The 24,300-nt window shown below is 67.1% G+C and carries 27 protein-coding genes; 19 read left to right on the top strand and 8 right to left on the bottom strand.

Annotated features, from left to right (window positions below; translation table 11 throughout):
* Window positions 1-353: 353 nt before the first annotated feature.
* Window positions 354-560: a hypothetical protein gene (locus ACWEKR_RS28350; RefSeq protein ID WP_452357032.1), complete on the bottom strand. Its 207-nt coding sequence runs from the start codon at window positions 558-560 to the stop codon at window positions 354-356.
* 724 nt (window positions 561-1,284) lie between these two features.
* Entirely contained in the window at window positions 1,285-1,497 is a 213-nt protein-coding gene (locus ACWEKR_RS28345; RefSeq protein ID WP_452357031.1) for a hypothetical protein, read from the bottom strand.
* A 337-nt stretch (window positions 1,498-1,834) separates the two neighbouring features.
* Here ACWEKR_RS28345 and ACWEKR_RS28340 point away from each other — a divergent pair, with 337 nt between their 5' ends.
* The 3 genes from ACWEKR_RS28340 to ACWEKR_RS28330 are packed head-to-tail and all read left to right on the top strand — an operon-like array spanning window position 1,835 to window position 3,388.
* Window positions 1,835-2,053: a hypothetical protein gene (locus tag ACWEKR_RS28340; RefSeq protein ID WP_452357030.1), complete on the top strand. Its 219-nt coding sequence runs from the start codon at window positions 1,835-1,837 to the stop codon at window positions 2,051-2,053.
* Window positions 2,031-2,549, top strand: coding sequence for a DUF6879 family protein (locus ACWEKR_RS28335; protein WP_452357029.1), 519 nt, complete (start codon window positions 2,031-2,033; stop codon window positions 2,547-2,549). The genes ACWEKR_RS28340 and ACWEKR_RS28335 overlap by 23 nt, the downstream gene beginning before the upstream one ends.
* Window positions 2,546-3,388, top strand: a complete 843-nt coding sequence (locus ACWEKR_RS28330) for a helix-turn-helix domain-containing protein (RefSeq protein ID WP_452357028.1) — start codon at window positions 2,546-2,548, stop codon at window positions 3,386-3,388. The genes ACWEKR_RS28335 and ACWEKR_RS28330 overlap by 4 nt, the downstream gene beginning before the upstream one ends.
* A 22-nt stretch (window positions 3,389-3,410) precedes the next feature.
* On the opposite strand, the gene ACWEKR_RS28325 is transcribed toward ACWEKR_RS28330, so the two are convergent.
* A complete protein-coding gene (locus ACWEKR_RS28325; RefSeq protein ID WP_452357027.1) occupies window positions 3,411-4,415 on the bottom strand; it encodes a sigma-70 family RNA polymerase sigma factor in 1,005 nt (334 codons plus the stop codon).
* 183 nt (window positions 4,416-4,598) lie between these two features.
* Here ACWEKR_RS28325 and ACWEKR_RS28320 point away from each other — a divergent pair, with 183 nt between their 5' ends.
* On the top strand, window positions 4,599-5,018 hold the full coding sequence (locus ACWEKR_RS28320; RefSeq protein WP_452357026.1) for a VOC family protein: 420 nt from the start codon (window positions 4,599-4,601) through the stop codon (window positions 5,016-5,018).
* A gap of 67 nt (window positions 5,019-5,085) precedes the next feature.
* On the opposite strand, the gene ACWEKR_RS28315 is transcribed toward ACWEKR_RS28320, so the two are convergent.
* Window positions 5,086-5,868 (bottom strand): crotonase/enoyl-CoA hydratase family protein, encoded by a 783-nt coding sequence (locus ACWEKR_RS28315; protein ID WP_452357025.1) that lies wholly within the window; start codon window positions 5,866-5,868, stop codon window positions 5,086-5,088.
* A gap of 60 nt (window positions 5,869-5,928) precedes the next feature.
* On the opposite strand from ACWEKR_RS28315, the gene ACWEKR_RS28310 reads away from it, so the two are divergent.
* Window positions 5,929-7,578: an acyl-CoA synthetase gene (locus ACWEKR_RS28310; protein WP_452357043.1), complete on the top strand. Its 1,650-nt coding sequence runs from the start codon at window positions 5,929-5,931 to the stop codon at window positions 7,576-7,578.
* Between the two features lie 66 nt (window positions 7,579-7,644).
* Here ACWEKR_RS28310 and ACWEKR_RS28305 read toward each other — a convergent pair whose 3' ends face one another.
* Window positions 7,645-8,832 carry an FAD-dependent monooxygenase gene (locus ACWEKR_RS28305; RefSeq protein ID WP_452357024.1) on the bottom strand — a complete coding sequence of 396 codons (1,188 nt, stop codon included), beginning with the start codon at window positions 8,830-8,832 and terminating at the stop codon, window positions 7,645-7,647.
* A 102-nt stretch (window positions 8,833-8,934) separates the two neighbouring features.
* Between ACWEKR_RS28305 and ACWEKR_RS28300 the strand changes: the two genes are divergently transcribed.
* From ACWEKR_RS28300 to ACWEKR_RS28290, 3 genes are read left to right on the top strand one after another with little or no spacing between them, the layout of a single operon-like run.
* Complete coding sequence (locus tag ACWEKR_RS28300; protein ID WP_452357023.1) at window positions 8,935-9,522, top strand: TetR/AcrR family transcriptional regulator; 588 nt, start codon at window positions 8,935-8,937, stop codon at window positions 9,520-9,522.
* Window positions 9,523-9,565: 43 nt separating this feature from the next.
* Window positions 9,566-9,763: a hypothetical protein gene (locus ACWEKR_RS28295; RefSeq protein ID WP_062968693.1), complete on the top strand. Its 198-nt coding sequence runs from the start codon at window positions 9,566-9,568 to the stop codon at window positions 9,761-9,763.
* Window positions 9,763-10,131, top strand: coding sequence for a type II toxin-antitoxin system death-on-curing family toxin (locus ACWEKR_RS28290; RefSeq protein ID WP_452357022.1), 369 nt, complete (start codon window positions 9,763-9,765; stop codon window positions 10,129-10,131). Before ACWEKR_RS28295 ends, ACWEKR_RS28290 begins: the two co-directional genes overlap by 1 nt.
* 17 nt (window positions 10,132-10,148) lie before the next feature.
* On the opposite strand, the gene ACWEKR_RS28285 is transcribed toward ACWEKR_RS28290, so the two are convergent.
* From ACWEKR_RS28285 to ACWEKR_RS28275, 3 genes are all read right to left on the bottom strand, one after another.
* Window positions 10,149-10,385: a hypothetical protein gene (locus ACWEKR_RS28285; RefSeq protein WP_452357021.1), complete on the bottom strand. Its 237-nt coding sequence runs from the start codon at window positions 10,383-10,385 to the stop codon at window positions 10,149-10,151.
* A 114-nt stretch (window positions 10,386-10,499) separates the two neighbouring features.
* Complete coding sequence (locus tag ACWEKR_RS28280) at window positions 10,500-11,624, bottom strand: acyl-CoA dehydrogenase family protein (protein ID WP_452357020.1); 1,125 nt, start codon at window positions 11,622-11,624, stop codon at window positions 10,500-10,502.
* Between the two features lie 20 nt (window positions 11,625-11,644).
* The gene (locus ACWEKR_RS28275; protein ID WP_452357019.1) at window positions 11,645-12,838 is read right to left on the bottom strand and encodes an acyl-CoA dehydrogenase family protein; all 1,194 of its coding nucleotides are present in this window, start codon (window positions 12,836-12,838) and stop codon (window positions 11,645-11,647) included.
* A gap of 207 nt (window positions 12,839-13,045) precedes the next feature.
* Between ACWEKR_RS28275 and ACWEKR_RS28270 the strand changes: the two genes are divergently transcribed.
* From ACWEKR_RS28270 to ACWEKR_RS28220, 11 genes are all read left to right on the top strand, one after another.
* Window positions 13,046-13,234, top strand: a complete 189-nt coding sequence (locus ACWEKR_RS28270; RefSeq protein ID WP_063022338.1) for a ferredoxin — start codon at window positions 13,046-13,048, stop codon at window positions 13,232-13,234.
* A gap of 43 nt (window positions 13,235-13,277) precedes the next feature.
* Window positions 13,278-14,180: a 3-oxoacyl-ACP reductase gene (locus tag ACWEKR_RS28265; RefSeq protein WP_452357018.1), complete on the top strand. Its 903-nt coding sequence runs from the start codon at window positions 13,278-13,280 to the stop codon at window positions 14,178-14,180.
* A gap of 291 nt (window positions 14,181-14,471) precedes the next feature.
* Window positions 14,472-15,236 carry an MlaE family ABC transporter permease gene (locus ACWEKR_RS28260; protein WP_181718959.1) on the top strand — a complete coding sequence of 255 codons (765 nt, stop codon included), beginning with the start codon at window positions 14,472-14,474 and terminating at the stop codon, window positions 15,234-15,236.
* A gap of 4 nt (window positions 15,237-15,240) precedes the next feature.
* The gene (locus ACWEKR_RS28255; RefSeq protein ID WP_159842140.1) at window positions 15,241-16,092 is read left to right on the top strand and encodes an MlaE family ABC transporter permease; all 852 of its coding nucleotides are present in this window, start codon (window positions 15,241-15,243) and stop codon (window positions 16,090-16,092) included.
* A 37-nt stretch (window positions 16,093-16,129) separates the two neighbouring features.
* A complete protein-coding gene (locus ACWEKR_RS28250) occupies window positions 16,130-17,311 on the top strand; it encodes an MCE family protein (protein ID WP_452357042.1) in 1,182 nt (393 codons plus the stop codon).
* Complete coding sequence (locus ACWEKR_RS28245; protein WP_452357017.1) at window positions 17,308-18,336, top strand: MCE family protein; 1,029 nt, start codon at window positions 17,308-17,310, stop codon at window positions 18,334-18,336. The genes ACWEKR_RS28250 and ACWEKR_RS28245 overlap by 4 nt, the downstream gene beginning before the upstream one ends.
* Window positions 18,333-19,394 carry an MCE family protein gene (locus ACWEKR_RS28240; protein WP_452357016.1) on the top strand — a complete coding sequence of 354 codons (1,062 nt, stop codon included), beginning with the start codon at window positions 18,333-18,335 and terminating at the stop codon, window positions 19,392-19,394. The genes ACWEKR_RS28245 and ACWEKR_RS28240 overlap by 4 nt, the downstream gene beginning before the upstream one ends.
* 88 nt (window positions 19,395-19,482) lie before the next feature.
* Window positions 19,483-20,757 (top strand): MCE family protein, encoded by a 1,275-nt coding sequence (locus ACWEKR_RS28235; protein ID WP_452357015.1) that lies wholly within the window; start codon window positions 19,483-19,485, stop codon window positions 20,755-20,757.
* Window positions 20,754-22,007, top strand: a complete 1,254-nt coding sequence (locus ACWEKR_RS28230) for an MCE family protein (protein ID WP_452357014.1) — start codon at window positions 20,754-20,756, stop codon at window positions 22,005-22,007. Before ACWEKR_RS28235 ends, ACWEKR_RS28230 begins: the two co-directional genes overlap by 4 nt.
* Entirely contained in the window at window positions 22,004-23,428 is a 1,425-nt protein-coding gene (locus ACWEKR_RS28225; protein WP_452357013.1) for an MCE family protein, read from the top strand. Before ACWEKR_RS28230 ends, ACWEKR_RS28225 begins: the two co-directional genes overlap by 4 nt.
* Window positions 23,425-24,276, top strand: a complete 852-nt coding sequence (locus ACWEKR_RS28220; protein WP_452357012.1) for a hypothetical protein — start codon at window positions 23,425-23,427, stop codon at window positions 24,274-24,276. The genes ACWEKR_RS28225 and ACWEKR_RS28220 overlap by 4 nt, the downstream gene beginning before the upstream one ends.
* Window positions 24,277-24,300 lie beyond the last annotated feature (24 nt).

The following is a 24,300-nucleotide window of genomic DNA, read 5'->3' as shown; positions in this document are numbered from 1 at the left end:
AGGCGTGCCGCGCAGCCGGGCCGCTGGGGCTGTGACCCGGACGTGCGACGTCGCCGAAAGCGAAGGCGCCCTTCACGGATACCGCGAAGGGCGCATTCGCGCGTCCCTGCGAGGGAATCGGCGAGCGGCTGTCACCGCCGAAGTCGAGTATTTCGAGTGGTGGTGTAGCTACGACCGCAAAGCCACACACTTCCTCGCGTTCCTCATCCTCGCCGCGGCGCTGACCTGCTCGAGAATCTGACGAAATGCGCCACATGAGACGTGGTCTCAGGAGCGCACCCTTAGTCGGGCTACGTACCGGTGCCCCCAGATCGCACTCTGGGGGCTTCCGTCGTCTCGATTCCGCTCCGAACTCACTCGTCCGGCGTGTATTCGGCGTACCGCCCCGACTCGGGGAAGGTGGCTGCTGCCAACTCCCGCGCAGCTTGGATCAGTGCGGCTATCGCCCGGTGCTCCGGACCGAGGTACCGGCCCGCTTCCTCTGTGATCTGTTGGAGCTGATCCCTCAGCCGCACCGAAGTTTCCTTGTCGAGTGCGCCGGGGGGTTCCGTGGTAGACATACCGCTCCTCTGGTCAGAACCGGTTAGGGCATTTGGAGGCCGGTACCTCCACCGTGCCGGATGCGTTGGTGTAGGTGAACTGGTGCCCCTGAATCTTGCCGCGTATACCGACGCTGACACGCCACTTCCCGGCGTAGCATGCGGCCGACACCGCGTAGGAGTGTCCACCGCCCCGGAATGGTGGGGGGATGGTCAATCGGTTCGGGTAGAGACAACCTCCCACCGACCGCCCTTCTCGTGCTGCAATGCCAAGACGACTATGTGTTCGTCCGACGGGACATCACACGCGGCAATACCGTCGCCCGTGATCTGGGGCGGTAGCACTGTCGGCACCGAGTGCGTGAACTCGAAATCGCAACTGCGGGCGGCTTGGGCCGTGCCGGTAGCCGCTGGACTCATGCCGATCAACACGGCCGCAGCGATCAGCCCGGTAATGGTTTTCAACGGTTATCCCCTGACTTCGATGTCAGGCCGGACATAACTCGCTCCAGAAGATCGGGCGTCGGAGGTTCCCACTCGTCGAAGCTGGAGAGAAGAAACAGACCCGATCTCGTACCGGGCTCACGTTCCGGAAGACCCTCGCCGGTCATCTAACTACCGCCTTGCTGACGCTGATCTTCGCGTTCGATCCGTTTCCCGATCTTCTCTTTCGGTATCCGCTGAGGCCAAAACACCACCGCGAAGAACGCGACCAGCGGGACAGCGAACGCCACGAACAACCCCATCACGCGGGCTCCGCCTCGTCGTCCACCGGACCGAGTCGTTCCGCTTCACCAGGGCCGAACGCCCGAGCGTCGTTACACGACTGCCGGGGATGGTGGAACTCGACATACACGCCCGGCTCCGGGCCGTCGGTGTCACCCCACCGTTCGAACACACCACCAGGGAACGGATAAAGCTTTGTGCGCTCGCGTTGTTGGTCTCCGTCTGCGGTCATTTCGAACCCCCTGTAGTAGGCCAGTGGTAGGCACCCCGTGACCGGATCACGGCACATGTCACGGGGGCCAGCTCAAACGCTAGAAGCGGCTGCCGCCAAGGTCTACGAACTTGGCAAAATTTGGCAAACAACGCTCAACCAGCTGTAGAGGCCGTCACTCTGCGGAACAATTGGTGAAGCACACGCCAAGCTGTGCCAAGTCGCTGACAGGAGTTAGAGGGATGAACCTAAGGTTCCTCGGTAAGGCGGATCGGACTCTGGAGGCTGCCCAAGCCTGTATGCCACCGACCAGGGCAGCTACATAGTCCAGGGGTGGGAAACAACCCAACCGGGGACGGTGGAGATTCCGCACCTTCTGACCGGGTTCGCCGAGCCGGATACGTTCATCGGCTCCACTATGACCGACACCGGCCGGGGTACCTTCACCGTATCCGGTCGGCCGATCATTGAGCCGGATGCGCTGGGCATGTTGACTCTGGCAGAGAACGAAACCGCTATCGAGGTCCCGAAGCTAGGAAGGACGTTCTACGGCAATGCTGCTCCGGCCCAACGATGAACCGGACCTGTGGCCGAATCTGTTCCGTGAGCTGCAACGGGATGCATTCCATCTCGAAGTGCGGGACGAATACCACGTAGCCGACGAGGACACCCGGATACGTGCGTTCCTCGCTGGCGAACCAGCCCCGTACACCCGGACGCCGTGGCAAGACCTCATGCTGGAAACCACTAGCCGGGGCGTATCGGTGACCCGTGTTCGGGTGGTCACCGAACCACTGTCGGACTATCAGCGATGGTTGTTGTCGGTCACCGGGTACAACGTGGAAGCTGGGGACGACATCCGTTATGTGCCGAGAAATATCGCGGGAACGGTGCCACCAGACGACTGGTGGTTGATGGATGGCGAGAGGGTTGTTTACAACCTCACCGATCCGGCCGGGGCACCGGCCGGTCTGGCAGTGACCACAGACCCCGGAATCGTGGCGTACTGCCAAGAGGTACGGGGGCGGCTCTGGAAGCTGGCTATTCGTTATGCGGAGTACGTCAAGCGGTGACCAACTCCGTTCATGAAGCGCGACAAGCCCTTGGGGCAACTCTCCGGGGGCTTCGTCGTGATGCCGGGCTGTCCGGCCGTCAGCTTGCCTCTCTCGCGGGTTGGCATGAGTCGGTGGTGTCAAAGATCGAAACCGGGGACCGTAGCCCCACAGAGGCGCATCTAAGGGCTTACTGCCGTCATACCGGCAATGACACTCAGTTACCCGACCTGATCGCTACCCTGCGGAACGTACAAGCTGCCTACCTGGAATGGCGGAAGGTGCTCGGCACCGGCACGAAGCGGCGACAGAACCAGGTGGTGAAGCTTTCCGAAGAGTCCAAGCTCATGCGGATTTTCCAGCCGAACATCATCCCCGGAATCCTCCAAACCGCCGAGTACGCCGCCGCTGTTCTGCGCCGGTACATCGACTTTTACCGTGTGCCAGATGATTTAGACGAAGGCGTAGCAAAACGGCTCGAACGCCAGCAACTTCTATACAAGGGCGATCACCGGTTTCACATCCTGGTAGCGGAGCAAGCTCTACACACCACGGTTGGTACAGGTGCTGTGATGACCGGTCAGCTCGACCGACTGCTAGCCGTGATCGGCTTACCTAGGGTCTTACTGGGCGTCGTCCCGGCTGAGGCTGCGTTGCCGATGCAGATAACCAACTTCGTGATGTTCGATGAGCGGCTAGTACTTGTGGAAGCGGTGACAGCAGAGCTGACCGTGACCCAACCCCGCGAGGTTGCTTTGTACGGCAGGTTGTTCGCTGAGCTTGCCGGTCAGTCCGTGACCGGCGACGCTGCACGGGAGCTGATCCGCAAGGCGCTGGACGCCCGTACGCCCCGACCGTGACCGTGCAGCGGGTATTCGCTGGTCAGCGGTTCATGCTCTCGCGCAGTTCGGGCGCGAGGCCGAAGAGTGGGAACAACTTCTCGGTGTCCAGGAAGAAGTTCAGCCCGGCGATGGTGTCGCCGTCGAGTTCCAGCACCGTGATCGACCACGGCACCCACACGCCCGGCTCGGCGCCCGGCTTGTAGTGGCCGAATGCGGGCAAGCCGTTGGCGCCTTCCAGCGGGACCAGACGCGAGTCGCGGCAAGCGCTTCCGTGGCCGAGCATGAACGCGGCCACGTTCTCCGGACCGGAGATCCACAGCTCGAGCGGCGGCATGGACAGCGCCACATCCGCTTTCAGCAGGGAGGTGAGCGTGTCCATATCGTAGGCCTCGAACGCCTTGACGAAGTTGTCCACCAGCTTGCGCTGATCCTCGTCGGACTCGTCATAGGTGTCGGTGGCCGCGGGCTGGACCTTGGACATGGTGGCGCGCGCCCGTTGCAGCGCGCTGTTGACCGACGCGGGCGACATGGTGAGCGCCTCGGCGGTCTCGTTCGCGGAGAAGCGCAGGACCTCGCGCATGATCAGGATCGCGCGCTGCGTGGCGGGCAGATGCTGGCAGGCCGCGACGAAGGCCAAGCGCAACGTGTCCTTCGCGCTGGCGTGGTCGGCCGGATCGGCGCCGAAGGCCAGCGCGTTGGGGATCGGCTCGATCCAGACGTAGTCCGGCTGGGGCGCGGGCAGCGGCGAATCCGGCCGCGACGGACCGTTCAGATCCATCGGCCGAGCTCGGCGCTGCGGGCCGTCGAGCATGTCCAGGCAGACGTTCGTGGTGATCTTGTACAGCCAGGAGCGGAGGCTGGCGCGGCCCTCGAACGAGTCGTAGGACTTCCACGCCCGGGTCAGGGTCTCCTGGACCGCGTCCTCCGCTTCGAAGGACGAGCCGAGCATGCGGTAGGCATACGCGCACAGCTCCCTGCGGTGGGTCTCGAATGCGGCGAGCACCTCGGGAGCGAGGCCGGTGGAGGAGCCGGACGAGTCGTTCATGGGAGTCACCCTGCCACAGGCCACCGACACAGAACAGGCTCTGGAACCCGAGGGCGTCGCTGATCAAGATCAATAAACCTGCCCGCGGTGTGGGATGCGCCACCGACGCTTCCGCGATGAGTTCGCCGGGCGCGGCCCGTCCTATCCAGTGACACGAACGGACTTGCTCGAGAGGAAGAGGCCATGAGCAGCAAGATGATCTTCATCAATCTCCCGGTCACCGATCTGCACCGGTCGACGGCGTTCTACGAGGCGCTGGGCTGGAAGGTCAACCAGGAGTTCACCGATGACAACGCGGCCTGCATCGTGATCGACGACAACATCTGCCTGATGCTGCTCACCGAGGATTTCTTCACCACCTTCAGCAAGCGGCCGGTGGCCGACACCAAGGCGGCGATCGGCTCCGCGTACGCGCTGGCCCTCGGCAGCGCCGCGGAGGTCGACAACCTGGCCGAGGCCGCGCTGGCCGCGGGCGCGACCGAAGAGGTGAACGAGGACAAGCGGGCGCAAGAGGCGCAGGTCGGCATGCACGGCCGCACCTTCATCGACCCGGACGGCCACCAGTGGGAGCCGTTCTGGATGGATTACCCGGGCGCGAACTGAGCCCGGCGAGGGGTCGTCCCCGATGCGCGTGCACTGGTCGCGCATCGGGGGCGTTGGGCTGTTGTCGTCAGTTTCCGGTGAAAGAGGGCTTGCGCTTTTCCGCGAACGCCCGCGGCCCTTCCTTGGCATCCGCCGAGCGGAAGACCGACATGCCGAGCTTGGCGTCGATCTGGAAGGCGTCCTCCTCCGGCATTGCCTCGGTCTCCCGGATGGTGCGCAGGATGGCCTGCACGGCGAGCGGGCCGTTGGCGGCGATCTGCCCCGCGATCTCCAGCGCTTTGTCCAGCGCGGTGCCGTCCGCGACCACGTGCCCGATCAGGCCGATCTCCTTGGCTTCCGCCGCGGTGATGTGCCTGCCGGTGAGCAGGATCTCGGCGGCGACGGTGTAGGGGATCTGGCGGACCAGCCGCACCGCTGAGCCGCCCAGCGGGAACAGACCCCAACGGGCTTCGGAGACTCCGAATTTCGCGCTCTCCCCGGCCACCCGGATGTCGGTGCCCTGCAGGATCTCGGTGCCGCCCGCGATGGCCGGGCCCTCGACCGCCGCGATCAGCGGCTTGGTCAGCCTGCGGCCCTTGAGCAGCGCCTCCAGCTTGGCCGGATTCCAGCCGCCACCGTCGATGGTGTCGCCCGGGTGCTCGGAGGTCATGCCCTTGAGATCGGCGCCCGCGCAGAACGCGCCGCCGGCGCCGGTCAGGATCGCGACCCGGATGTCCGGATCGTCGTCCACCTGGTTCCAGGCGTCCTTCATGATCGCCATCATCTCGCCCGACAGCGCGTTGCGCGCCTCGGGCCGGTTCATGGTGACGATGAGGACGTGGTCGCGCTTCTCGACGAGGCAGTGCGGCATCGCTGATTCTCCTGACTTCGAGCCTTGTCAGAAACAGTAACACGTTCTATTTTTAAGGCTGTGAGCTACAACATAGCGGACCTAGTCGAACATGCCATCGACCTGATGCCCGACCGCGTCGCGCTGGCCGACGACGGCCGCGAGGTCACCTACGCCCAGTTGGAGGAGCGGGCCAACAAGCTCGCTCACTACCTGCAAGAACAGCGAGTCCAGCCGGGCGACAAGGTGGGCATCTACTCACGCAACACGATCGAGGCCGTCGAGGCCATGGTCGCGATCTTCAAGGCGCGGGCCGTGATGATCAACGTGAACTTCCGTTACGTCGAGAACGAGTTGCAGTACATCTTCGACAACTCGGACATGGTGGCGCTGATCCACGAGCGGCGCTACAGCGACCGGGTCGCTGCCGTTCGGCCCAAGACCCCGCAGCTGCGCACCGTCGTCGTCGTCGACGACGATACGACCGGCACGATTGCCACCGCAGCGGATTCGGTGGAATACGAGGCGGTGATCGCGCAGTCTTCGGGCGAGCGCGACTTCGGCGAACGCTCGCCCGACGACCTGTACATGGTCTACACCGGTGGCACCACCGGGATGCCCAAGGGCGTGATGTGGCGCCAGGAGGACGTGTGGCGCGTGCTCGGCGCGGGCATCAACTTCATCACCGGCGAATACGTCCAGGACGAATGGGAATTGGCGAAGGTCGGCGCGGGCAGCCCGCCGATGGTGCGGTTCCCGATCCCGCCGATGATCCACGGCGGGGCGCAGTGGGCCACGTTCCACAGCCTGTTCGGCGGCGGCAAGGCCGTGATGCTGCCGGAGTTCTCCGGACACGGCGTGTGGCGGGCCATCGACAAGCACAAGATCAATCTGATCTTCATCACCGGTGACGCGATGGCGCGCCCCATGCTCGACGCGCTCATCGAGGGCAACCCGGAAACCGGTCAGCCCTATGATCTTTCGAGCTTGTACGTGATGGCCAGCAGTGCGGCGCTGTTCTCGCCCGCGCTCAAGGACCAATTCCTCGAACTGCTGCCCAACCGGATGATCTCCGATTCGATCGGTTCCTCCGAGACCGGGTTCGGCGGCATCGCCATCGTGGCCAAGGGGGCGACGCACACCGGCGGGCCGCGCGTGAAGATCGACGCCTCCACCGATGTGCTCGACGAGGACGGCAATCCGGTGCAGCCCGGCTCGGGCGTGGTCGGCATCCTGGCCCGGCGCGGGCACATCCCGCTCGGCTACTACAAGGACGAGGCGAAGACCGCGGCGACGTTCAAGGAATTCAACGGGGTGCGCTACGCCATCCCCGGCGACTTCGCCCGCGTCGAGGAAGACGGCACGGTCACCATGCTCGGCCGCGGTTCGGTCAGCATCAACAGCGGCGGCGAGAAGATCTACCCGGAGGAGGTCGAGGGCGCCCTCAAGACCCACCCGGAGATCTTCGACGCGCTGGTGGTGGGTATCGACGACGAGCGCTGGGGGCAGCGGGTGGTGGCGGTCGTGCAATGTCGTGGTGAATCCCGGCCCACCTTGGAAGAACTGCGTCCCATGCTAACCCAGGAGATCGCGCCGTACAAGCTTCCCCGCAGCTTGTGGTACGTCGACGAGATCAAGCGCTCCCCGGCGGGCAAGCCCGATTACCGCTGGGCCAAGGAGCAAACCCAGTCCCGCCCCGCCGACGACCACACGGTTGCGAGCGCGAAATAGCGGTTGTGCGACGTGGCCGGCCACCGTTTCTCACAACGGTGGCCGGCCACATCGCTGTTCGCGGGATCAGCGGTTGGCCAGTTCGGCCAGTTGGTAGGCGAGGCGGTGGCGGAAGGCGGGGATGCGGGCGAGGGTGGTGAGGGTCAGGTTGCGCAGGGCCCGGGCCGGGCGTGCGCGCAGGGTCGCCATTCTGGTCATGCGGTCGGTGAACGAGACGACGCCGAGAGCGACCGGGCGGCGGGTGGCTTCGTAGTCGTCGAGCAGGGTGTCCGGCTCGCCCGCCAGCACGCGGGCCAGCAGCGGGCCGAGGGCGGCGGCGTCTTGGATCCCGGTGTTCATGCCTTGGCCGCCGGCCGGGCTGTGCACGTGAGCCGCGTCGCCCGCGAGCAGGATGCGGCCGCTGCGGTACCGGTCGGCGACGCGGTGGTGCACGCGGAAGCGCGAGCTCCACAGCACCTCGTGCACGCGCACCGTGCCGCCGGGGCCGCGGGCGTCGAGGAGGGCCTGGATGTCCTGCTCGGTCGAGTGCTCGGGCGCGGTTTCCAGGGTGGCGACCACGCGGAAGCGGTTCGGTTCGTCCGCGTCGGGGAGCGGCGCGACCACCATGACGCCCTCCGGTGAAAGGTGCAGGGCGACTTCGTCGCGCGCGATCGGCCAGTCCATCCGCACGTCGGCGAGGACGAAGGACTCCGGGTAGGTCGCGCCGGTGAAACCGATGCCCGCTTGCTCGCGCACGACGCTGTGCATGCCGTCGGTCCCGATGACGTAGTCGGCGCGGATGCTGCCGTGCGCGCCCGCCTCGTCGGTGTATTCGACCGTGACGCCGTCGTTCTCCTCGGCGACCCGGGTGACCTGGTACGGCCGCTGCACGTCCCCGCCCGCCTTCCGCAGCCGCTTCAGCAGCACCGCCTCCGTGGTGTCCTGCGGGGTCATCAGGGTGTACGGGTAGCGCGTCGGGAGTCCGTCGAAGTCGATGGTGGCCAAGGTGCTGCCGCCGTCGTGCACGGTGAATCGGGCGACGATGTCGCCCGTCGCGACCAGTTCGTCGGCGATGCCGAGCTGCTCGAGCACTTCCAGCGTCCTGGCGTGCACGACCGCGGCGCGCGAGGTGTTCGCGCCCTCGCCCAGGCGGTCCAGGAGAACGAACTCCACACCCGCGTCGGCCAGCGTGATCGCCGCGGTGAGCCCGGCGGGACCCGCGCCGACGAGCACGACGGAGGTGGTGGCGGGCAGCGGGTTCGTGGTGGCGTTCATCGGAACTCCTTTTTGTCAACGTTTGTAGGCCAACGTTTGTTGGCATAACCGTAGCGCTGTGCGCGCTAGTAAGTCAACAGTTGTTGGCCTACACTTGTTGGCATGACCGTCGATCCTGATCGAACGCCCGCTCGCCGCTCGGACGCGACGCGCGCGGCGATTCTGGAAGCGGCCCGCGCGCGGTTCGCCGCGGAGGGTTTCCGCAAGGCGACCATTCGCGCCATCGCGGCGGACGCGGACATCGACCCGTCCATGGTCATGCGATATTTCGGCAGCAAAGACGGCCTCTTCGCGGCCGCGGTCGACGTCCGGCTCGACTTGCCCGACCTCGCCGCCGCGGACCCCGATCATCTCGGCGAACTGCTGGTGCGCCGCTTCTTCGAGGTCTGGGAGGAGCAGCCGAACAAGGAAGTGCTGCTGACGCTGCTGCGCTCATCGATCACCGACGAAGCGGTCGCCGACCGCGTCCGCGCGATCTTCATCGAGCAGATATTGCCCGCCGTCCTGCGCTTCGGCGATCCCGCCGATGCCCCCCGCCGTGGCGGCCTGATCGTCACCCAGATGCTGGGGCTGGCCCTGTGCCGCTACGTCCTGTGCCTACCCCCGGTCGTCGCCCTGACCCGCGAGCAGATCATCGCCGAGGTAGGCCCCACCCTCCAGCACTATCTGACGTCCACTCCGGTGGACTGAGAATGGGGCGGTATCAAGTGGTACCACGCGGTACTATTGTTCTATGGCTGGCTTGAACGTTCGATTTACCGACGAGGAACTCGGTGCCTTGCGCGAACGCGCGGAGGCGGAAGGCCGCAGTATGCAGCAATTTGTCCACGATGCCGTGATCCAGGCGATCAACGAGCATTCCAGACTGTTCAACGAGGCCGCCGATCACGTTTTGCGTGTCAGTGAGGAGCTGAATCGGAGGCTGGCCTGATGGAGTACCTGACGCTCCCGGCGCTGCTGCGTCTCGCGGAACGCTTGGGCACTCCAGTGGTGCGTGACTACGGGTTGCTCGATTCTGCTCTGGCGCGACCGCAGTCCAGTGTGTTCGGACAGGATGCGTACCCCGATGTGTGGCAGAAGGCCGCCGCATTGATGGAGTCGATTGCCCGCAACCACGGTTTGGTTGATGGCAACAAGCGATTGGCCTGGTATGCGAGCTGGGTCTTCCTCTACATCAACGGTCATCGCTTGGATCCGCACTTCGACGTCGATGAAGCTGAGCGGTTCGTATTGGACGTATGCCAGGGTGCACTCGATCTGCCGGAGATTGCCAAGCATCTTGCGAGATTCGAGGGCTGACGAACCTGAGCCCCGGGCTACTCGCCGCGGAGCAAGTGCATGATCTGGTCAGTGCTCATGCCTGCGACATCCCCGCTGCCGGCGGTGCCGTGCAGGCGCTGGACGAGGCGTTGGCCTCGAATCGGAACGTCGTCGGCGGACAGGACTCGTGATGTCCCGTCGACTTCCATGCTCTCCATGCGGTCGTCCTCGCGAACCCCATGTCGTGCGCGGCGAGTGGGAGTTGCCTTCTGGCGCTTGTTGGTCGGCGCCATCTCGAAATCCTCCTGGACGTGTTCGTAATCGTCTTACCGACGCGTAGCCGGTATACGTCGAACGCGCGGAGGCGTCGGCCCGCGCGGGGCAGCGGGCCGACTCGAGCTCCCCGCTCAGGCTGGTTTGCCCGCCAGCAACGCGCCGAGGGCGCGGAGGTGGTCGGTGCTCGCGCCGAGGGCGAACTCGTTGTGTTTGGCGGCGGTGAAGTAGTTGTGCACGATGTGGTCGCGGTCGATGCCTACGCCGCCGTGCACGTGGACGACGGTGTGCGCGACGCGGTGGCCCGCGTCGGCGGCCCAGAACTTGGCGGTGTGCACCGCTTCCGCGGCGGGCAGGTCCTCCGAGAGCAGCCACGCCGCCTGTGTGACGGCCAGGCGCAGGCCTTGGACGTCGATGTAGGCGTCGGCGAGCCGCTGGGCGACGGCCTGGAAACTGCCGACCGCCTTGCCGAACTGTTCTCGTTCCCTGGCGTATTCGGCGACGAGCTCGAGCGCCCGCTCCAGGGTGCCCAGCTGCGCGGCGCTCAGGCCGAGCCAGGCGCGGGTGAGCACCCAGTCCAGGATCTCCGCCCCGCCTACGACACTGCCGACCAGCTCGGCGGGGGTATCGGTGAGTTCGACCGCGAACTCGGGGCTGCGATCGACCACCTGCTGGGCGCTCACCGTCGTCGCCGCGGGATCGACCAGGAACACCGCGGTGGTCCCGGAAACCGTGGCGGGCACGAGGATTCGCTCGGCCCGGTTCGCGAAGGGCACCGTGGTCTTGGACCCGGTCAGCCGCCAGCCGGCGCCGGTCTCGACCGCGGTGGTGGCCGGCGCGGTGGGTTCCCAGTTGCGCTCCTCGGCCAGCGCCACCGTCAGGATGACGCTGCCCGCACCCGCCCGCGCGGCCAGTTCACGCTGTTGTTCGGACCCGAATCGCGCCAGCGCGCCCGCGCCGAGCGCGATCGACCACAGATACGGCACGGCCGCGAGATGCTTGCCCAGTTCACGCAGGATGGCGGTCTGCTCGAGCGCACCGAGGTCGCTGCCGCCGACCGACTCGGGCAGCGCCGCAGCGAGCACACCGGTCTCGGCCAGCGAATTCCACAGCGGCTGGTCGAATCGCTCGACCTGCGCTCCCGTCTCGGCCCGGTTGCCGTCGAGTTCGCGCAGCCGGTCGGCGGTGACCAGCTTGCCGCACACCTCGCCGGTCAGCCGGCCGAGATCGAGTTGGGCTTCGGTGGGAGTGAAATCCATGGTGGTCTCTCTGCTTTCGGTCAGCGTGCCGCGGCAGGCTGCTTGAGGGCGGTCATGGCGATGATGTCGCGCTGCACCTCGTTGGTGCCGCCGCCGAAGGTGAGGATGAGCGCGGCGCGGTGCATCCGCTCCAGCCGTCCGCGCAGTTGCGCGCCGGGGGAATCCTGGCGCAGGTACGCCTGCGGGCCGAGCACCTCCATGAGCAACCGGTAGGCCTCGGTCGCCAGCTCGGTGCCGTACACCTTGCAGGCCGAGGCGTCCCACGGCCGCGGAGCCGCGTCGCCGCCCGCGTCGGCCCGGCTGGCGATCTCCCAGTTCAGCAGCTTCAGATAATCCACCTTGGCGTGCACCTTGGCCAGATTGAGCTGCACCCATTCGCGATCGATCACGCGGGAGCCGTCGGCGGCCTTGGTGTTGCGCGCCCACTCGACGGTCTGGCTCAGCGCCAGCGCCAGCGGCGCGGCCGAGGTGAGCGCGACGCGCTCGTGGTTGAGCTGGTTGGTGATCAGCGCCCAGCCGCCGTTCTCCTGGCCGACCAGCGCGCTCGCGGGCACGCGGACATCCTGGTAGTAGGTGGCGCTCGTGTCCGGCCCCGCCATCGTGTGCACGGGAGTCCAGGAGAATCCCTCGGCGGTGGTCGGCACGATGAGCATGCTGATGCCCTTGTGCTTCTTGGCCGTCGGATCGGTGCGCACGGCCAGCCAGACGTAGTCGGCGTAGGCGATCAGGCTGGTCCACATCTTCTGGCCGTTGATGACGTAGTCATCGCCGTCGCGCACGGCGGTGGTGCGCAGGCTGGCCAGGTCGGTGCCCGCGCCCGGCTCCGAGTAGCCGATGGAGAAGTGCAGTTCACCGGCCGCGATCTTGGGCAGGAAGAACTTCTTCTGTTCCTCGCTGCCGTAGTGCATGATCGTCGGCGCGACCGAGTTGATGGTCAGGAACGGCACCGGCGCGCCGGCGATCGCCGCCTCGTCGGTGAAGATCAGCTGATCCATGGTGGGGCGGTCCTGACCGCCGTACTCCTTGGGCCAGCCCAGCGCCAGCCAGCCGTCGTGGCCCATCTGCTGGACCACCTCGCGGTAGACGTTGCCCTGCCCGTACTCGCCGGTCTGCGCGCTCAGCGCCTCCCGGCGCTCGGGGGTGATGAGCCGCGCGAAGTAGTCGCGCAGCTCTGCGCGCAGCTGCTCCTGTTGCGGCGTGTACGCAATGCGCATGGAAAACCTCATGGGGGATGGTCGGCCGACGGAGCTTGTGGAGTCGGCGGGGCGGGTGGGACCGAGCCTTCGTTGGATCGGGTTCCCCCGATCATTGCATATGGACTGAAACATGTTCCAGTATTGATACTGAATCCGGCCGATGACGCCGCGGTGGGGTGCATCGGGTTGTTAGGCTTCGGCCAGAGTGGCGGTAAAGGAGTTGTCATGAAGATCAGTGTCGATCCGGACCAGTGCGAAGCGAATGGAATCTGTGTCGGAATCGCCCCCGACGTGTTCGAACTCGATGACGAGGACGTACTGCACATCGCGAACGCCGACGTGCCCGACGATCGGCTCGCCGATGTGCAGGACGCCGTCGCGCAGTGCCCCAAGGCGGCCCTGCGGCTGCAGTGAAGGATGCTTGCCGTAAGTTGGAACACGTTCTAGAGTCGGCCGCGTGAGCAATGATCTGAGCCTTGCGGGCCGTGTAGCGATCGTGACCGGCGGCGGCGCCGGACTTGGGCGGGCCGAAGCGCTCGCACTGGCCGGGGCGGGCGCGTCGGTGGTGGTCAACGACCTCGCGGAATCGGACGCGGTCGCGAGCACGCTCGGGGAGATCCGGGCGCTCGGCGCCAAGGCGGAGTTCGTCGCGGGCAGTATCGCCGAACGTGCCACCGCCGACGCGCTGATCCGCACCGCGGAGGAGTCGTTCGGATCGGTCGACATCGTGGTCAACAACGCGGGCATCACCCGCGACCGGATGTTGTTCAACATGTCCGACGAGGACTTCGACGCGGTGCTCGCGGTGCACCTGCGCGGCCATTTCCTCCTCTCGCGCAATGCTGCCGCGTACTGGCGGGGCAAGTCGAAGCAGGCGGGCGAGCCGGTCTACGGCCGGCTGATCAACACCTCGTCGGAGGCCGGGTTGCTCGGCCCGGAGGGGCAGGCCAACTACGGCGCCGCGAAGGCGGGCATCACCGCGCTGACTCTCTCGGCCGCGCGGGCGCTGTCGCGCTACGGCGTGCGGGCCAACGCGATCGCGCCGCGGGCGCGCACCGCGATGACCGAGGCGGTGTTCAGTCCCGCCCCGGAGGGTGCGGCCGATCCGCTGTCGCCCGATCACGTCGCGCGACTGGTCGCCTACCTGGCCTCGCCCGCGGCCGACGCGGTCAACGGGCAACTGTTCGTCGTCTACGGGGGGATGGTGGCGCTGATGGCCGCGCCGGTCGTGGAGCGCCGGTTCGACGCGACCGGTGGGGGGTGGTCGCCCCAGGATCTGGCCGCCACGCTGGGCGGCTACTTCGCCGATCGTCCGCAGGGGCGCACTTTCTCGGCGTCTTCGCTGACCGAGCTGGGGTGAGCCGGCGGCGGCTCACGGCCGCCGCGTTACTGATCAGCTGTCCAACTGTTGATCATGGCATCGGTGCTTGGTAGACATAGGGACGGGTTATGTCTCAGCTCACAAAGGTGGGATCATCACTCGCTGACACCGGTTCCAAATTTATATGCCGATTTTTCGAGAAATTGCACGTCAAATGTGCCAAAAAGGCTACCGGCAACACGGTGAACATGTTCTAATCGTTCCGGCGGTGCGGCCACGGTGAGACTCGCGCCGTGTGCTGTGTACGCCGGTGAGCAAGGAGGATCGCGGATGAACGAGGTCCTTGCCGTGCCATTGCGGGCCGTCGGTGGATTCTTCGAACTCACCGCCGATGTCGCGCGCGCCAGCGTGCGCAGACCGTTTCAATGGCGCGAGTTCATCGACCAGTCCTGGTTCATCGCGCGGGTTTCGATCGTGCCGACATTGCTGGTGGCCATTCCGTTCACCGTTCTGGTGAGCTTCACGCTGAACATTCTGTTGCGTGAGATCGGCGCGGCCGACCTCAGCGGGGCGGGCGCCGCATTCGGCGCGGTCACCCAGGTCGGGCCGATCGTCACCGTGCTCATCGTCGCGGGTGCGGGCGCCACCGCGATCTGCGCTGATCTCGGCGCGCGCACCATCCGCGAGGAGATCGACGCGATGCGGGTGCTCGGCATCGATCCGGTGCACCGTTTGGTGGTGCCCCGGGTGCTCGCCTCGATGTTCGTCGCACTGATGCTCAACAGCCTGGTGTGCACCATCGGCATCGTCGGCGGATTTCTGTTCTCGGTGTATCTGCAGGATGTGAACCCCGGCGCGTTCGTCAATGGCATCACGCTGCTCACCCATCTGCCCGAGCTGATCATTTCGGAGGTGAAAGCCGGATTGTTCGGGCTGATCGCCGGACTGGTCGCCTGCTATCTGGGCCTGAATGTCAAAGGTGGACCCAAGAGTGTCGGTGATGCGGTGAATCAGACCGTAGTCTTCGCTTTTATGGCCCTGTTCGTCGTGAACGTGGTGGTCACCGCCGTCGGCATCAAGTTCACGGCGCGGTGACGCGATGGCCTTCGTAATCGAATCCCGCTTTCCCCGGACCGTGCGACGGGTGCGCCGCATGTCGGACTCGCTCGATTCGGTGGGCAAGCATGCCGTGTTCTATGCCCAGGCGCTCGGTGCCATTCCGCGGGCACTGGTGCACTATCGCACCGAGACCATCCGGCTGATCGCCGAGATCAGCATGGGCACCGGTGCGCTGGCGGTGATCGGCGGCACGGTGGTGATCGTCGGGTTCCTGACCCTTTTCGCGGGCGGCACGATCGCCGTGCAGGGCTACAGTTCGCTGGGCAATATCGGCGTCGAGGCGCTGACCGGCTTCTTCGCCGCGTTCATCAACGTCCGCATCGCGGCGCCGGTGATCTCCGGCATCGGTCTGGCGGCCACCATCGGAGCAGGCTCCACCGCGCAGCTGGGCGCGATGCGGGTGGCCGAGGAGATCGACGCATTGGAGTCGATGGCGATCCGGCCGGTGCCCTACTTGGTCGGCACTCGCGTGCTGGCCGGGATGATCGCGATCGTCCCGTTGTACGCGCTCGCGGTGATCGCCTCCTTCCTGGCCAGCCGCTTCGCCACCGTGGTGATCTACGGGCAGTCGGCGGGCGTCTACGACCATTACTTCTCCACGTTCCTCATCCCGAGCGACATCCTCTGGTCCTTCGCCCAGGCGATCTTCATGGCGCTGGCGGTCATGCTGATCCACACCTATTACGGCTACAACGCCGCGGGCGGGCCGGTCGGCGTGGGTGTCGCGGTGGGCAACGCGGTGCGCGCCTCGCTGGTCGCGGTGGTCACGGTGACCCTGCTGATCTCGCTGGCCATCTACGGCACCTCCGGCAACTTCCATCTCTCCGGATAGCGACATGGCGGAATCGAAGCAAACGGAAAGCCGCCTCATGCGGGCGCTGCGCGGCGGGCTCGGCCTGAAACTGGCCGGGGCCGCGATGGTGCTCGCGCTGGTCGCCGTCGTGGCGGTCGCGCTGATCATGTTCCTCGGCGGGTTCACGCCCACCGCCACCGTGACGGTGGACGCGCCGCGCAGTGGCCTGGTGCTGGACCCGGACGCCAAGGTGAAGGTCCGCGGGGTGGAGATCGGCCGGGTGGACTCCGTCGACAACACCGACGAGGGCGCCCGGCTGAAGCTGGCACTCGATCCGGAGCTGTTGAAGCTGGTGCCGTCCAACGCGGACGTCGACATCAGGTCCACCACCGTGTTCGGCGCGAAGTACGTCAACTTCATCGTTCCGCGGCAGCCCTCGACCACGTCGCTGCAACCGGGCGCGGTCGTCACCGCGCAGCGGGTGACCGTCGAGTTCAACACGCTGTTCCAGCACCTGTCCGACGTGCTGGCCAAGATCGAGCCGGAAAAGCTGAACGCGACGCTGTCCGCGCTCGGCACCGCGTTGCAGGGCCGCGGGGAGAAGCTGGGCGCACTGCTCGAGCAGAGCGACGCCTACCTGCGCGATATCAACCCGTATCTGCCGACGCTGCAACAGGATCTGGCGAAAACCGGCCAGGTCACCGATCTGTACGCGGACACGGTGAACGACCTGTTGCGCACGGTGGACAACTTCACGGTCACCAGCCGTACCCTGGCCCAGGAACAGGACAGCCTGGACAACGTCCTGGTGAATCTCACCGGCCTGGCCGACACCACCGGATCGGTGTTGCGCGACAACGAGAACCAGCTCGGTACGGCGCTGGATCTGCTGCGCCCGACCACCGGCCTGCTCGACGAATACGCGCCCGCGTTGTACTGCCTCATCGGCGGCCTCGGCAAGGCGCTGCCGATGGGCGAGGCGGTGTTCGGCGGCCTGCAGGAAGGCGTCGCGCTGAACACCGGCTTCATGTACGGCGCGAAGCCCTACACCTATCCGGAGGATCTGCCCAAGGTCAACGCGACCGGCGGTCCGCAGTGCGCGGGCATCCTGGACCGGGTGCCGGGCAGTCACTCCGACTATGTCGTTACCGACACCTCGGAAGGTCACGTGTACACGCCGTCGACGACGCTGAGTGTGAACCCGCCGAAGATCTTCCAGATCCTGTTCGCCGGACTACCGGGGGTGCCCCGCCCGTGAGGAACACCGCGACCACCGTCAAACTGGCCATCTTCACGCTGGTGATGACGCTGATCTTCGCCGGCTTGGCGGTCGTGTTCAGCCAGATGCGCTTCGCGCGGGAGAACGGCTATCACGCCGTGTTCACCAGCTCGTCGGGCATGCTGCCCGGCGCGAAGGTGCGCATCGCGGGCGTGCCGGTCGGCTCCGTCACGTCGGTGCGGGTCGGCAAGGACTATCTGGCGCACGTCGAGTTCGACGTCGACCGCAAGTACCGGCTGCTCACCAGCACCCGGGCGGCGATCAAATACGAGAACCTGGTCGGCGACCGGTACCTCGAACTGACCGAGGGGCCGGGCTCGAACCGGGTCTTGCAGCCGGGCGGCACCATCGTCAAGGAGCAGACCGCGCCCGCGCTCGATCTGGACATGTTGCTCGGCGGTTTCCGGCCGCTGCTGCGTGGCCTGGATCCGGGACAGGTGAACGACCTGACCAACGCGCTGCTGCAGATCTTCCAGGGCCAGGGCGGCACGCTGGTGTCGCTGCTCAACAGCGGCGGTTCGTTCGCCAAGACGCTCGCCGACCGGGACGCGCTGATCGGCAGCGTGATCAACAACTTGAACACGGTGTTGCAGACGATCGATCAGCGCGGCGACCAGTTCGCCACCACCATCGCCGAGCTCCAGCGCCTGATCAGCGGGTTGGCCGCCGACAAGGATCAGATCGGCGACGCGCTCCCGCGCATCGCCGGGGCCACCGGCGACCTGACCGACCTGCTCGCCCAGGCCCGCCCCGATCTGCAGGGCACCATCGAGCAGACCGGCCGCTTGGCCACCAATCTCGACGCCGGGTCCGACACGGTGCAGTGGGTGCTGGAGCGGCTGCCGTCGACCTATCGCCAGCTGATCCGCATCGGCTCATACGGATCCTTCCTCCAGCTCTACGTCTGCTCGACGAACTTCCTGGTGGACGGCCCGAACGGCCAGACGATGAAGATCAACATGCCCGGGGCGCAGACGACCGGAAGGTGTGCGGACAACCGATGAACGAGCAGCGATCACCCGCCATCACCATCGGCATCGTCGGCCTCGTGCTCGCCGTGGCGGTGGCGCTGTCGGCCCTGCAATTCGACCGGCTGCCGTTCATCCGTTCCGGCGCCACGTTCACCGCCTACTTCGCCGACGCGGGCGGCCTGCTTCCCGGCGACGCGGTCCAGGTCGCGGGGGTGCGGTCCGGGCGGGTCGAGAACGTCAGCCTGGACGGCGCGAAGGTGCTCGTGCGATTCACCCTCGCGGAGTCGATCGTGCTGGGCGAGAAGACCTCCGCGGCCATCAAGACCAACACGGTGCTCGGGCGCAAATCCCTCGAGGTGACGCCGTCCGGCCCCGGCGCGCTGCGCACCGACGACACCATCCCGCTCGAGCGCACCACCTCGCCGTATTCGCTCAACGAGGCGCTGAGCGAACTGGCGGGCACGGTGCACGACCTGGACCTGGACCGCGTCGACCAGACCCTGGACGCGCTCTCGGCCACCTTCGCCGACACGCCGGCGCCGCTGCGCTCGGCGCTCGACGGCGTCACCGCGCTGTCCCGCAGCATCAACGCGCGCGACCAGGCGCTGACGGATCTGCTGAAGCGGGCGCAGAGCGTGACGAAGATCCTCGCCGACCGCGGCAACCAGATCAACGCGCTGCTGCTGGACGGCAACGAGCTGCTCGGTGAGCTGGACCGGCGGCGCAGCGCGCTCGGGCAGCTGATCGTCTACGTCAACGGACTCGCCCAGCAGTTGTCCGGTTTGGTCGCCGACAACGAGGCGCAGCTCAAACCCGCGTTGGACAAGCTCAACTCGGTGCTGGCGCTGTTGCAGCGCAACAAGCAGAACCTCGCCGACGCGCTGGACGGGCTCGGCCCGTTCGCCGCCGCCTTGGGCGAACAGGTCGGCAGCGGCCCCTACTTCCAGGCGTACGTGATCAACGCCGCGAGCAAGACGCTGCAGCCGCTGGTGGACGCGCTGGTGTGGCCGCAGCACCTGCCGAACGATCTGCAGAGCTACCTCACGCCGCCTCCCTCGATCGAACCCGCGATACAGGAGCCGCCGCGATGAGTGGGCATCACCCGTCCATCCCGCACCCGTCCCGAGCCGTCGACGGATCGGCTCCGACGGCGGGGGAGTCGCGTCCGGAGGGATGTGCATGCTGAACGTCGTAGGGAAACTGCCCCGCTGGGCGCTGCTGCTGGCCGGTGTGGTCGTCGCGGCGCTCGTGGTCGCGGTCGCGTGGAACGGCATCACCCGCATCGGCACCACGAAGGTCACCGCCTACTTCCCGTCCACGTCCGGCCTGTACGCGGGCGACGATGTGCGGGTGCTCGGCGTCAAGGTCGGCCGGATCGACGCCATCGAGCCCGGCGCCGACCGGGTGAAGGTGACGATGACCCTGAATCGCGGAGTCGACGTCCCCGCCGACCCGAAGGCGGTGATCATCTCGCCTTCACTGGTCTCGGCGCGGTTCGTCCAGCTCGCCCCGGCCTACACCGGCGGGCCGAAGCTGGCCGACGACAGCGTGATCCCGATCGAGCACACCGCGGTGCCGGTCGAGTGGGACGACATCAAGGCCGAGCTGTCCAAGCTGGCCACCGCTCTCGGCCCGGTCGGCGACGACAAGCAGGGCTCGTTCGGCCGCTTCGTCGACACCGCGGCCGACAACCTCGACGGCAACGGGCAGCGGTTCCGCGACACGTTGCGAGAGCTGTCGGCTACTTTGAGCACGCTCTCGGACGGTCGCACCGACCTCTTCGGCACTGTGCGCAACCTGCAGAAGTTCGTCGAGGTGCTGTCGGCGAGCAACGAGCAGATCGTGCAGTTCGGCGGACGGTTGGCGTCGGTGTCCTCGGTGCTGGCCGGGGTCTCCTCGGACCTCGGTGCGGGACTGGACAATCTGGACGCGGCGATCGTCGACGTGCGCCGGTTCATCGACGGCAGCGGCGCCGAACTCACCGAGGGTGTGCAGCGGCTGGCCGACGCCACCCAGGTGCTGGTCGACAAGCGGCCCGAACTCGAACGCGTCCTGCACTCCGGCCCCACCGCGCTGGTGAACTTCTACCAGATCTACAAACCGGCCCAAGGCACCCTGACCGGCGCGATCGCGCTGAACAACCCGGCCGACCCGCTCGGCTTCCTGTGCGGTTCGGTCCGGGCGCTGGAGACCAACGACGCCGACCGCAGCGCCGACCTGTGCGCGCAGTACCTGGCGCCCGTGATCAACAGCCTGAGCATGAATTACGTGCCGATCATGACGAACCCGGCCAGTGGTGTCACCGCCTTCCCCGACCAGCTGGTGTACACCGATCCCAGCCTGGCCGGGCGGGTGGCGAACCAGACTCCGCAGCAGCCGCAGCCCGCGCCGGTAAGCGTGCCCCAGGGTCTGGCCGGTTTGGCCATTCCGGGCCTGACAGGAGGTGGGCGATGATGCGGACCCGGCGGATGCGCCGGACCGCCGCCGTCGCGGCGGGGCTGGCGGTGGCGCTCGGCGTCTCCGGCTGTCAGTGGGACGGACTGAACTCGTTGCCGATGCCAGGCACCGAGGGCACCGGGCCGGGCTCCTACGAAGTCCGTATCCAGATGCCCAACGTGACCACGCTGACCCGGAATTCGCCGGTGCGGGTGCACGACGTCACGGTCGGCACGGTCGCCGGGATCGAGGTGGAGGACTGGCATGCGCTGGTCACCGTCCGGCTGAACCCGGATGTGCACCTGCCCGCGAACGCCGTCGCCAAGATCGGGCAGACCAGTCTGCTGGGGTCCAACCATCTCGAACTCGCCGAGCCGACGGATCAGGCGCCGCAAGGGCAGTTGAAGGCGGGTGACGTCATTCCGCTGGGGCGGGCCGGGACCTTCCCGACCACCGAGCAGGTGTTGTCCTCGCTGTCGGTGGTGCTCAACGGCGGTGGCGTCGCGCAGCTGGAGACCATCACCCACGAACTCAACTCCGCCCTCACCGGGCGGGAGGAAGCCATCCGGGACCTGCTGCCGCAGCTGAACGAGCTCACCACGAACCTGGACCGCCAGACCGGCGACATCATCGCCGCGATGAGCGGGCTGGACCGGCTCGGCGGGCAGCTCGCCGAGCAGCGCGACGTGGTGGCCGCGGCCATCGAGCAGATCCATCCGGCGTTGACCGTGCTCGCCGACCGCCGCGCGAACATCACCCGGGCGATCACCGCGCTGGGCGAACTGAGCGACGTCGTCCGACGCATCGTCGACGCGAGCGGCGAGGATCTGAAGGCCAACCTGCGCAGCCTCGTGCCGGTGCTGAAGTCGCTGTCGGACACCGGCAGCGACCTGACCGAAGCGCTGAAGATCCTGGCCACCTTCCCGTTCCCGATGAAGAACCTGGACCACGCGATAAAGGGCGACTACCTCAATCTGTTCATGACCGTGGACATCACGGGCAAGCGGCTGGATTCGAACTTCCTCACCGGAACGCCGCTGGGCGGACGGTTCGGTGGCGTGGAAGGCGCACTCGGCAGTTTCGCGCCCGGCACCGCCGCGCAGAACGGCGACCCGGCCACCGGGCCGTTGCAGGCGCCGCCGCCCGCGGCGAGCCAGCCGGCCCCGACCATCCCGGGACTGCCGCCGATTCCGGGCATTCCCGCCATTCCCGGGTTGACCGTGCCCATGCCGGGCAACACCGCGCCGGAAGGGGGTCCGGGGCAGTGAAACTCACCCGGTTCGTCCGTACCCAGCTGATCATCTTCTCCGTCTTGACGGTGGTCGGCCTGGTGGTCATGGGCGGCACTTACGTCAAACTGCCCGCGATGTTCGGCATCGGGCGCTACGAGGTCACCGTGCAGCTCGCCGCGACCGGTGGTCTGTACCCGACGGCCAACGTCGCCTATCGCGGCACGAACGTCGGCGTGGTGAAGGAGGTCCGGCTGACACCGGTCGGCGTGGACGCCGAGCTGTCCATCGCGAGCGACTACAAGATCCCCTCCGACGTCGACGCGTGGGTGCGCAGCGTCTCCGCGGTCGGCGAGCAATACGTGGACCTCGTGCCCGCGCAGAACCGCACGGGCGGAAACCTGCGCGACGGCAGCGTGATCCCGGTGGAGCGCACCAAACTGCCGCAAGACGTCGGCGCGCTGCTCGACCAGGCCGACCGGCTGCTGTCGAGCGTCGCGGACACCCGGCTGAAACAGGTGATCGACGAGGCGTTCGTCGCGTTCAACGGCGCGGGACCCGACTTGCAGCGGTTCATCGACTCCGCGTCGCTGCTGGTACAGGAAGCGCAGGCGAACGCGGAACCGACGAAGCAACTGCTCGACCAGATCGGGCCGCTGCTGGACACCCAGACCCGCTCGGACGCCGCGATCCGCTCTTGGACCGCCGATCTGGCGACGGTCACCGACCAGCTGCGCGGCCACGACCCAGCGTTGCGCGGCATCCTGCGCGAGGGTCCGTCCGCGATGCAGCGGGTGACCAACCTGTTCGACGATCTGCGTCCCACGCTGCCGCTGCTGCTGTCGAACCTGGTCAGCGTCGGCCAGGTTGCGGTCACGTATCACGCCGGACTGGAACAGATCCTCGTGGTGTATCCACCGCTGGTCGCCGCCTTGCTCACCGCGGTACGCGGCCCGCTCGAATACGGAGCCCTGGTCGACTTCATGGCGTTGGTCAACGACCCGCCCGCCTGCACGACCGGCTTCCTCCCGCCGGACCAGCGCCGCTCGCCGAGCTTGCTCGACACCCCCGACACGCCCTCGGGCCTGTACTGCAAGGTGCCGCAGGACGCCCCCGAGGCAGTGCGCGGCATTCGCAACACACCGTGCGCCGAGGTGCCCGGCGTGCGCGCCCCGACGCCGGAAATGTGCCGGACCGGGTACGTTCCGTTGGGTAACAACCCCCCGTTCGGGCCACCGCAGCCGGTGGCGCCCGCGGCGGCGCCCGCCGACGAGCCGCCCGTCGTCGCGCCGGCGAGTTACGGGGGCGGCACACCAGCCGCGGCCCGAGCCTACGACCCGGGCAGCGGCGTTTACATCGGCCCCGACGGTCGGACATACCGACAGGGCGATATCGGACCGAGCGGTTCGGGCACGGTACCGTCGAGCTGGCAGGCGATGCTCGAGGAGCAGCAACGATGAGTGAGAGCAACGGAGAAGGCCACCGCACGCGACGGCGTGCGGTGCGCTCGGCCGGGCCGCCGGTCGAGGAGATCGAGACCGGCGGCGGCGCGAAGACCGCGACCGCCACTGATACGAAGACCGTGACCGGCGCGAAGACCGCCACCGCCGAGGTCGCCGCTGCCCGCGCGACCGAAACCGCTGTCGCGAACAACGGGCCGAGTTCCGAAGTCACCGAGTCGGACACCGCGGGCGCATCGGCACCTGCCCGGGACGGCTCGACCGCCGGCGCGGGCGAGGCGACGGTCGCCTCGACGAAAACCGAGACCGAGCAGGCCGCCGAAGCGGCGTCCACCGAGCAGAAGCCCGCCTCGGACAAGGGCCGCGGTCTTCCCCGCATGCTCGCGATGGCCGCCGCCGCGCTGCTGGTCGTAGCACTCGTCTGCGGCGCGACCCTCTCGGCTCTCGCGATGCGCTCGGCGCACCAGCGCGACGAGCGTCGCGCCGAATATGTGGAGACCGCCAGGCAGGCGATCGTCAACCTGACCACCATCCGCGCCGATTCGGCCAAGCAGGACATCGACCGGATCCTGTCGCTGGCCTCGGGCGAGTTCAAGACCGAGTTCGACGGCCGGGTCGACCCGTTCACCAGCATCGTGCAGCAGGCGAAAGTAGTTTCCAGCGGCGAGATAGTCGAGGCCGCGCTGGAGAGCGACGACGATCGTTCCGGGCGGGTGCTGGTCGCCGCCAAACAGACGCTGACCAATGCGGGCCAGGCCGAGCCGCAGACCAGGTACTACCGGTTCCGGGTCACCGTCGCGCGCGGAGATTCCGGGTTGACCGTGTCGGACGTGGAGTTCGTGGCATGACCAGCATGAACGGTCAGGCCCGGA

The organism is Nocardia sp. NPDC004573 (assembly GCF_053602135.1).
The sequence above is the reverse complement of the archived record's forward strand: the minus strand, read 5'-3'. Positions and strand labels throughout refer to the sequence as shown.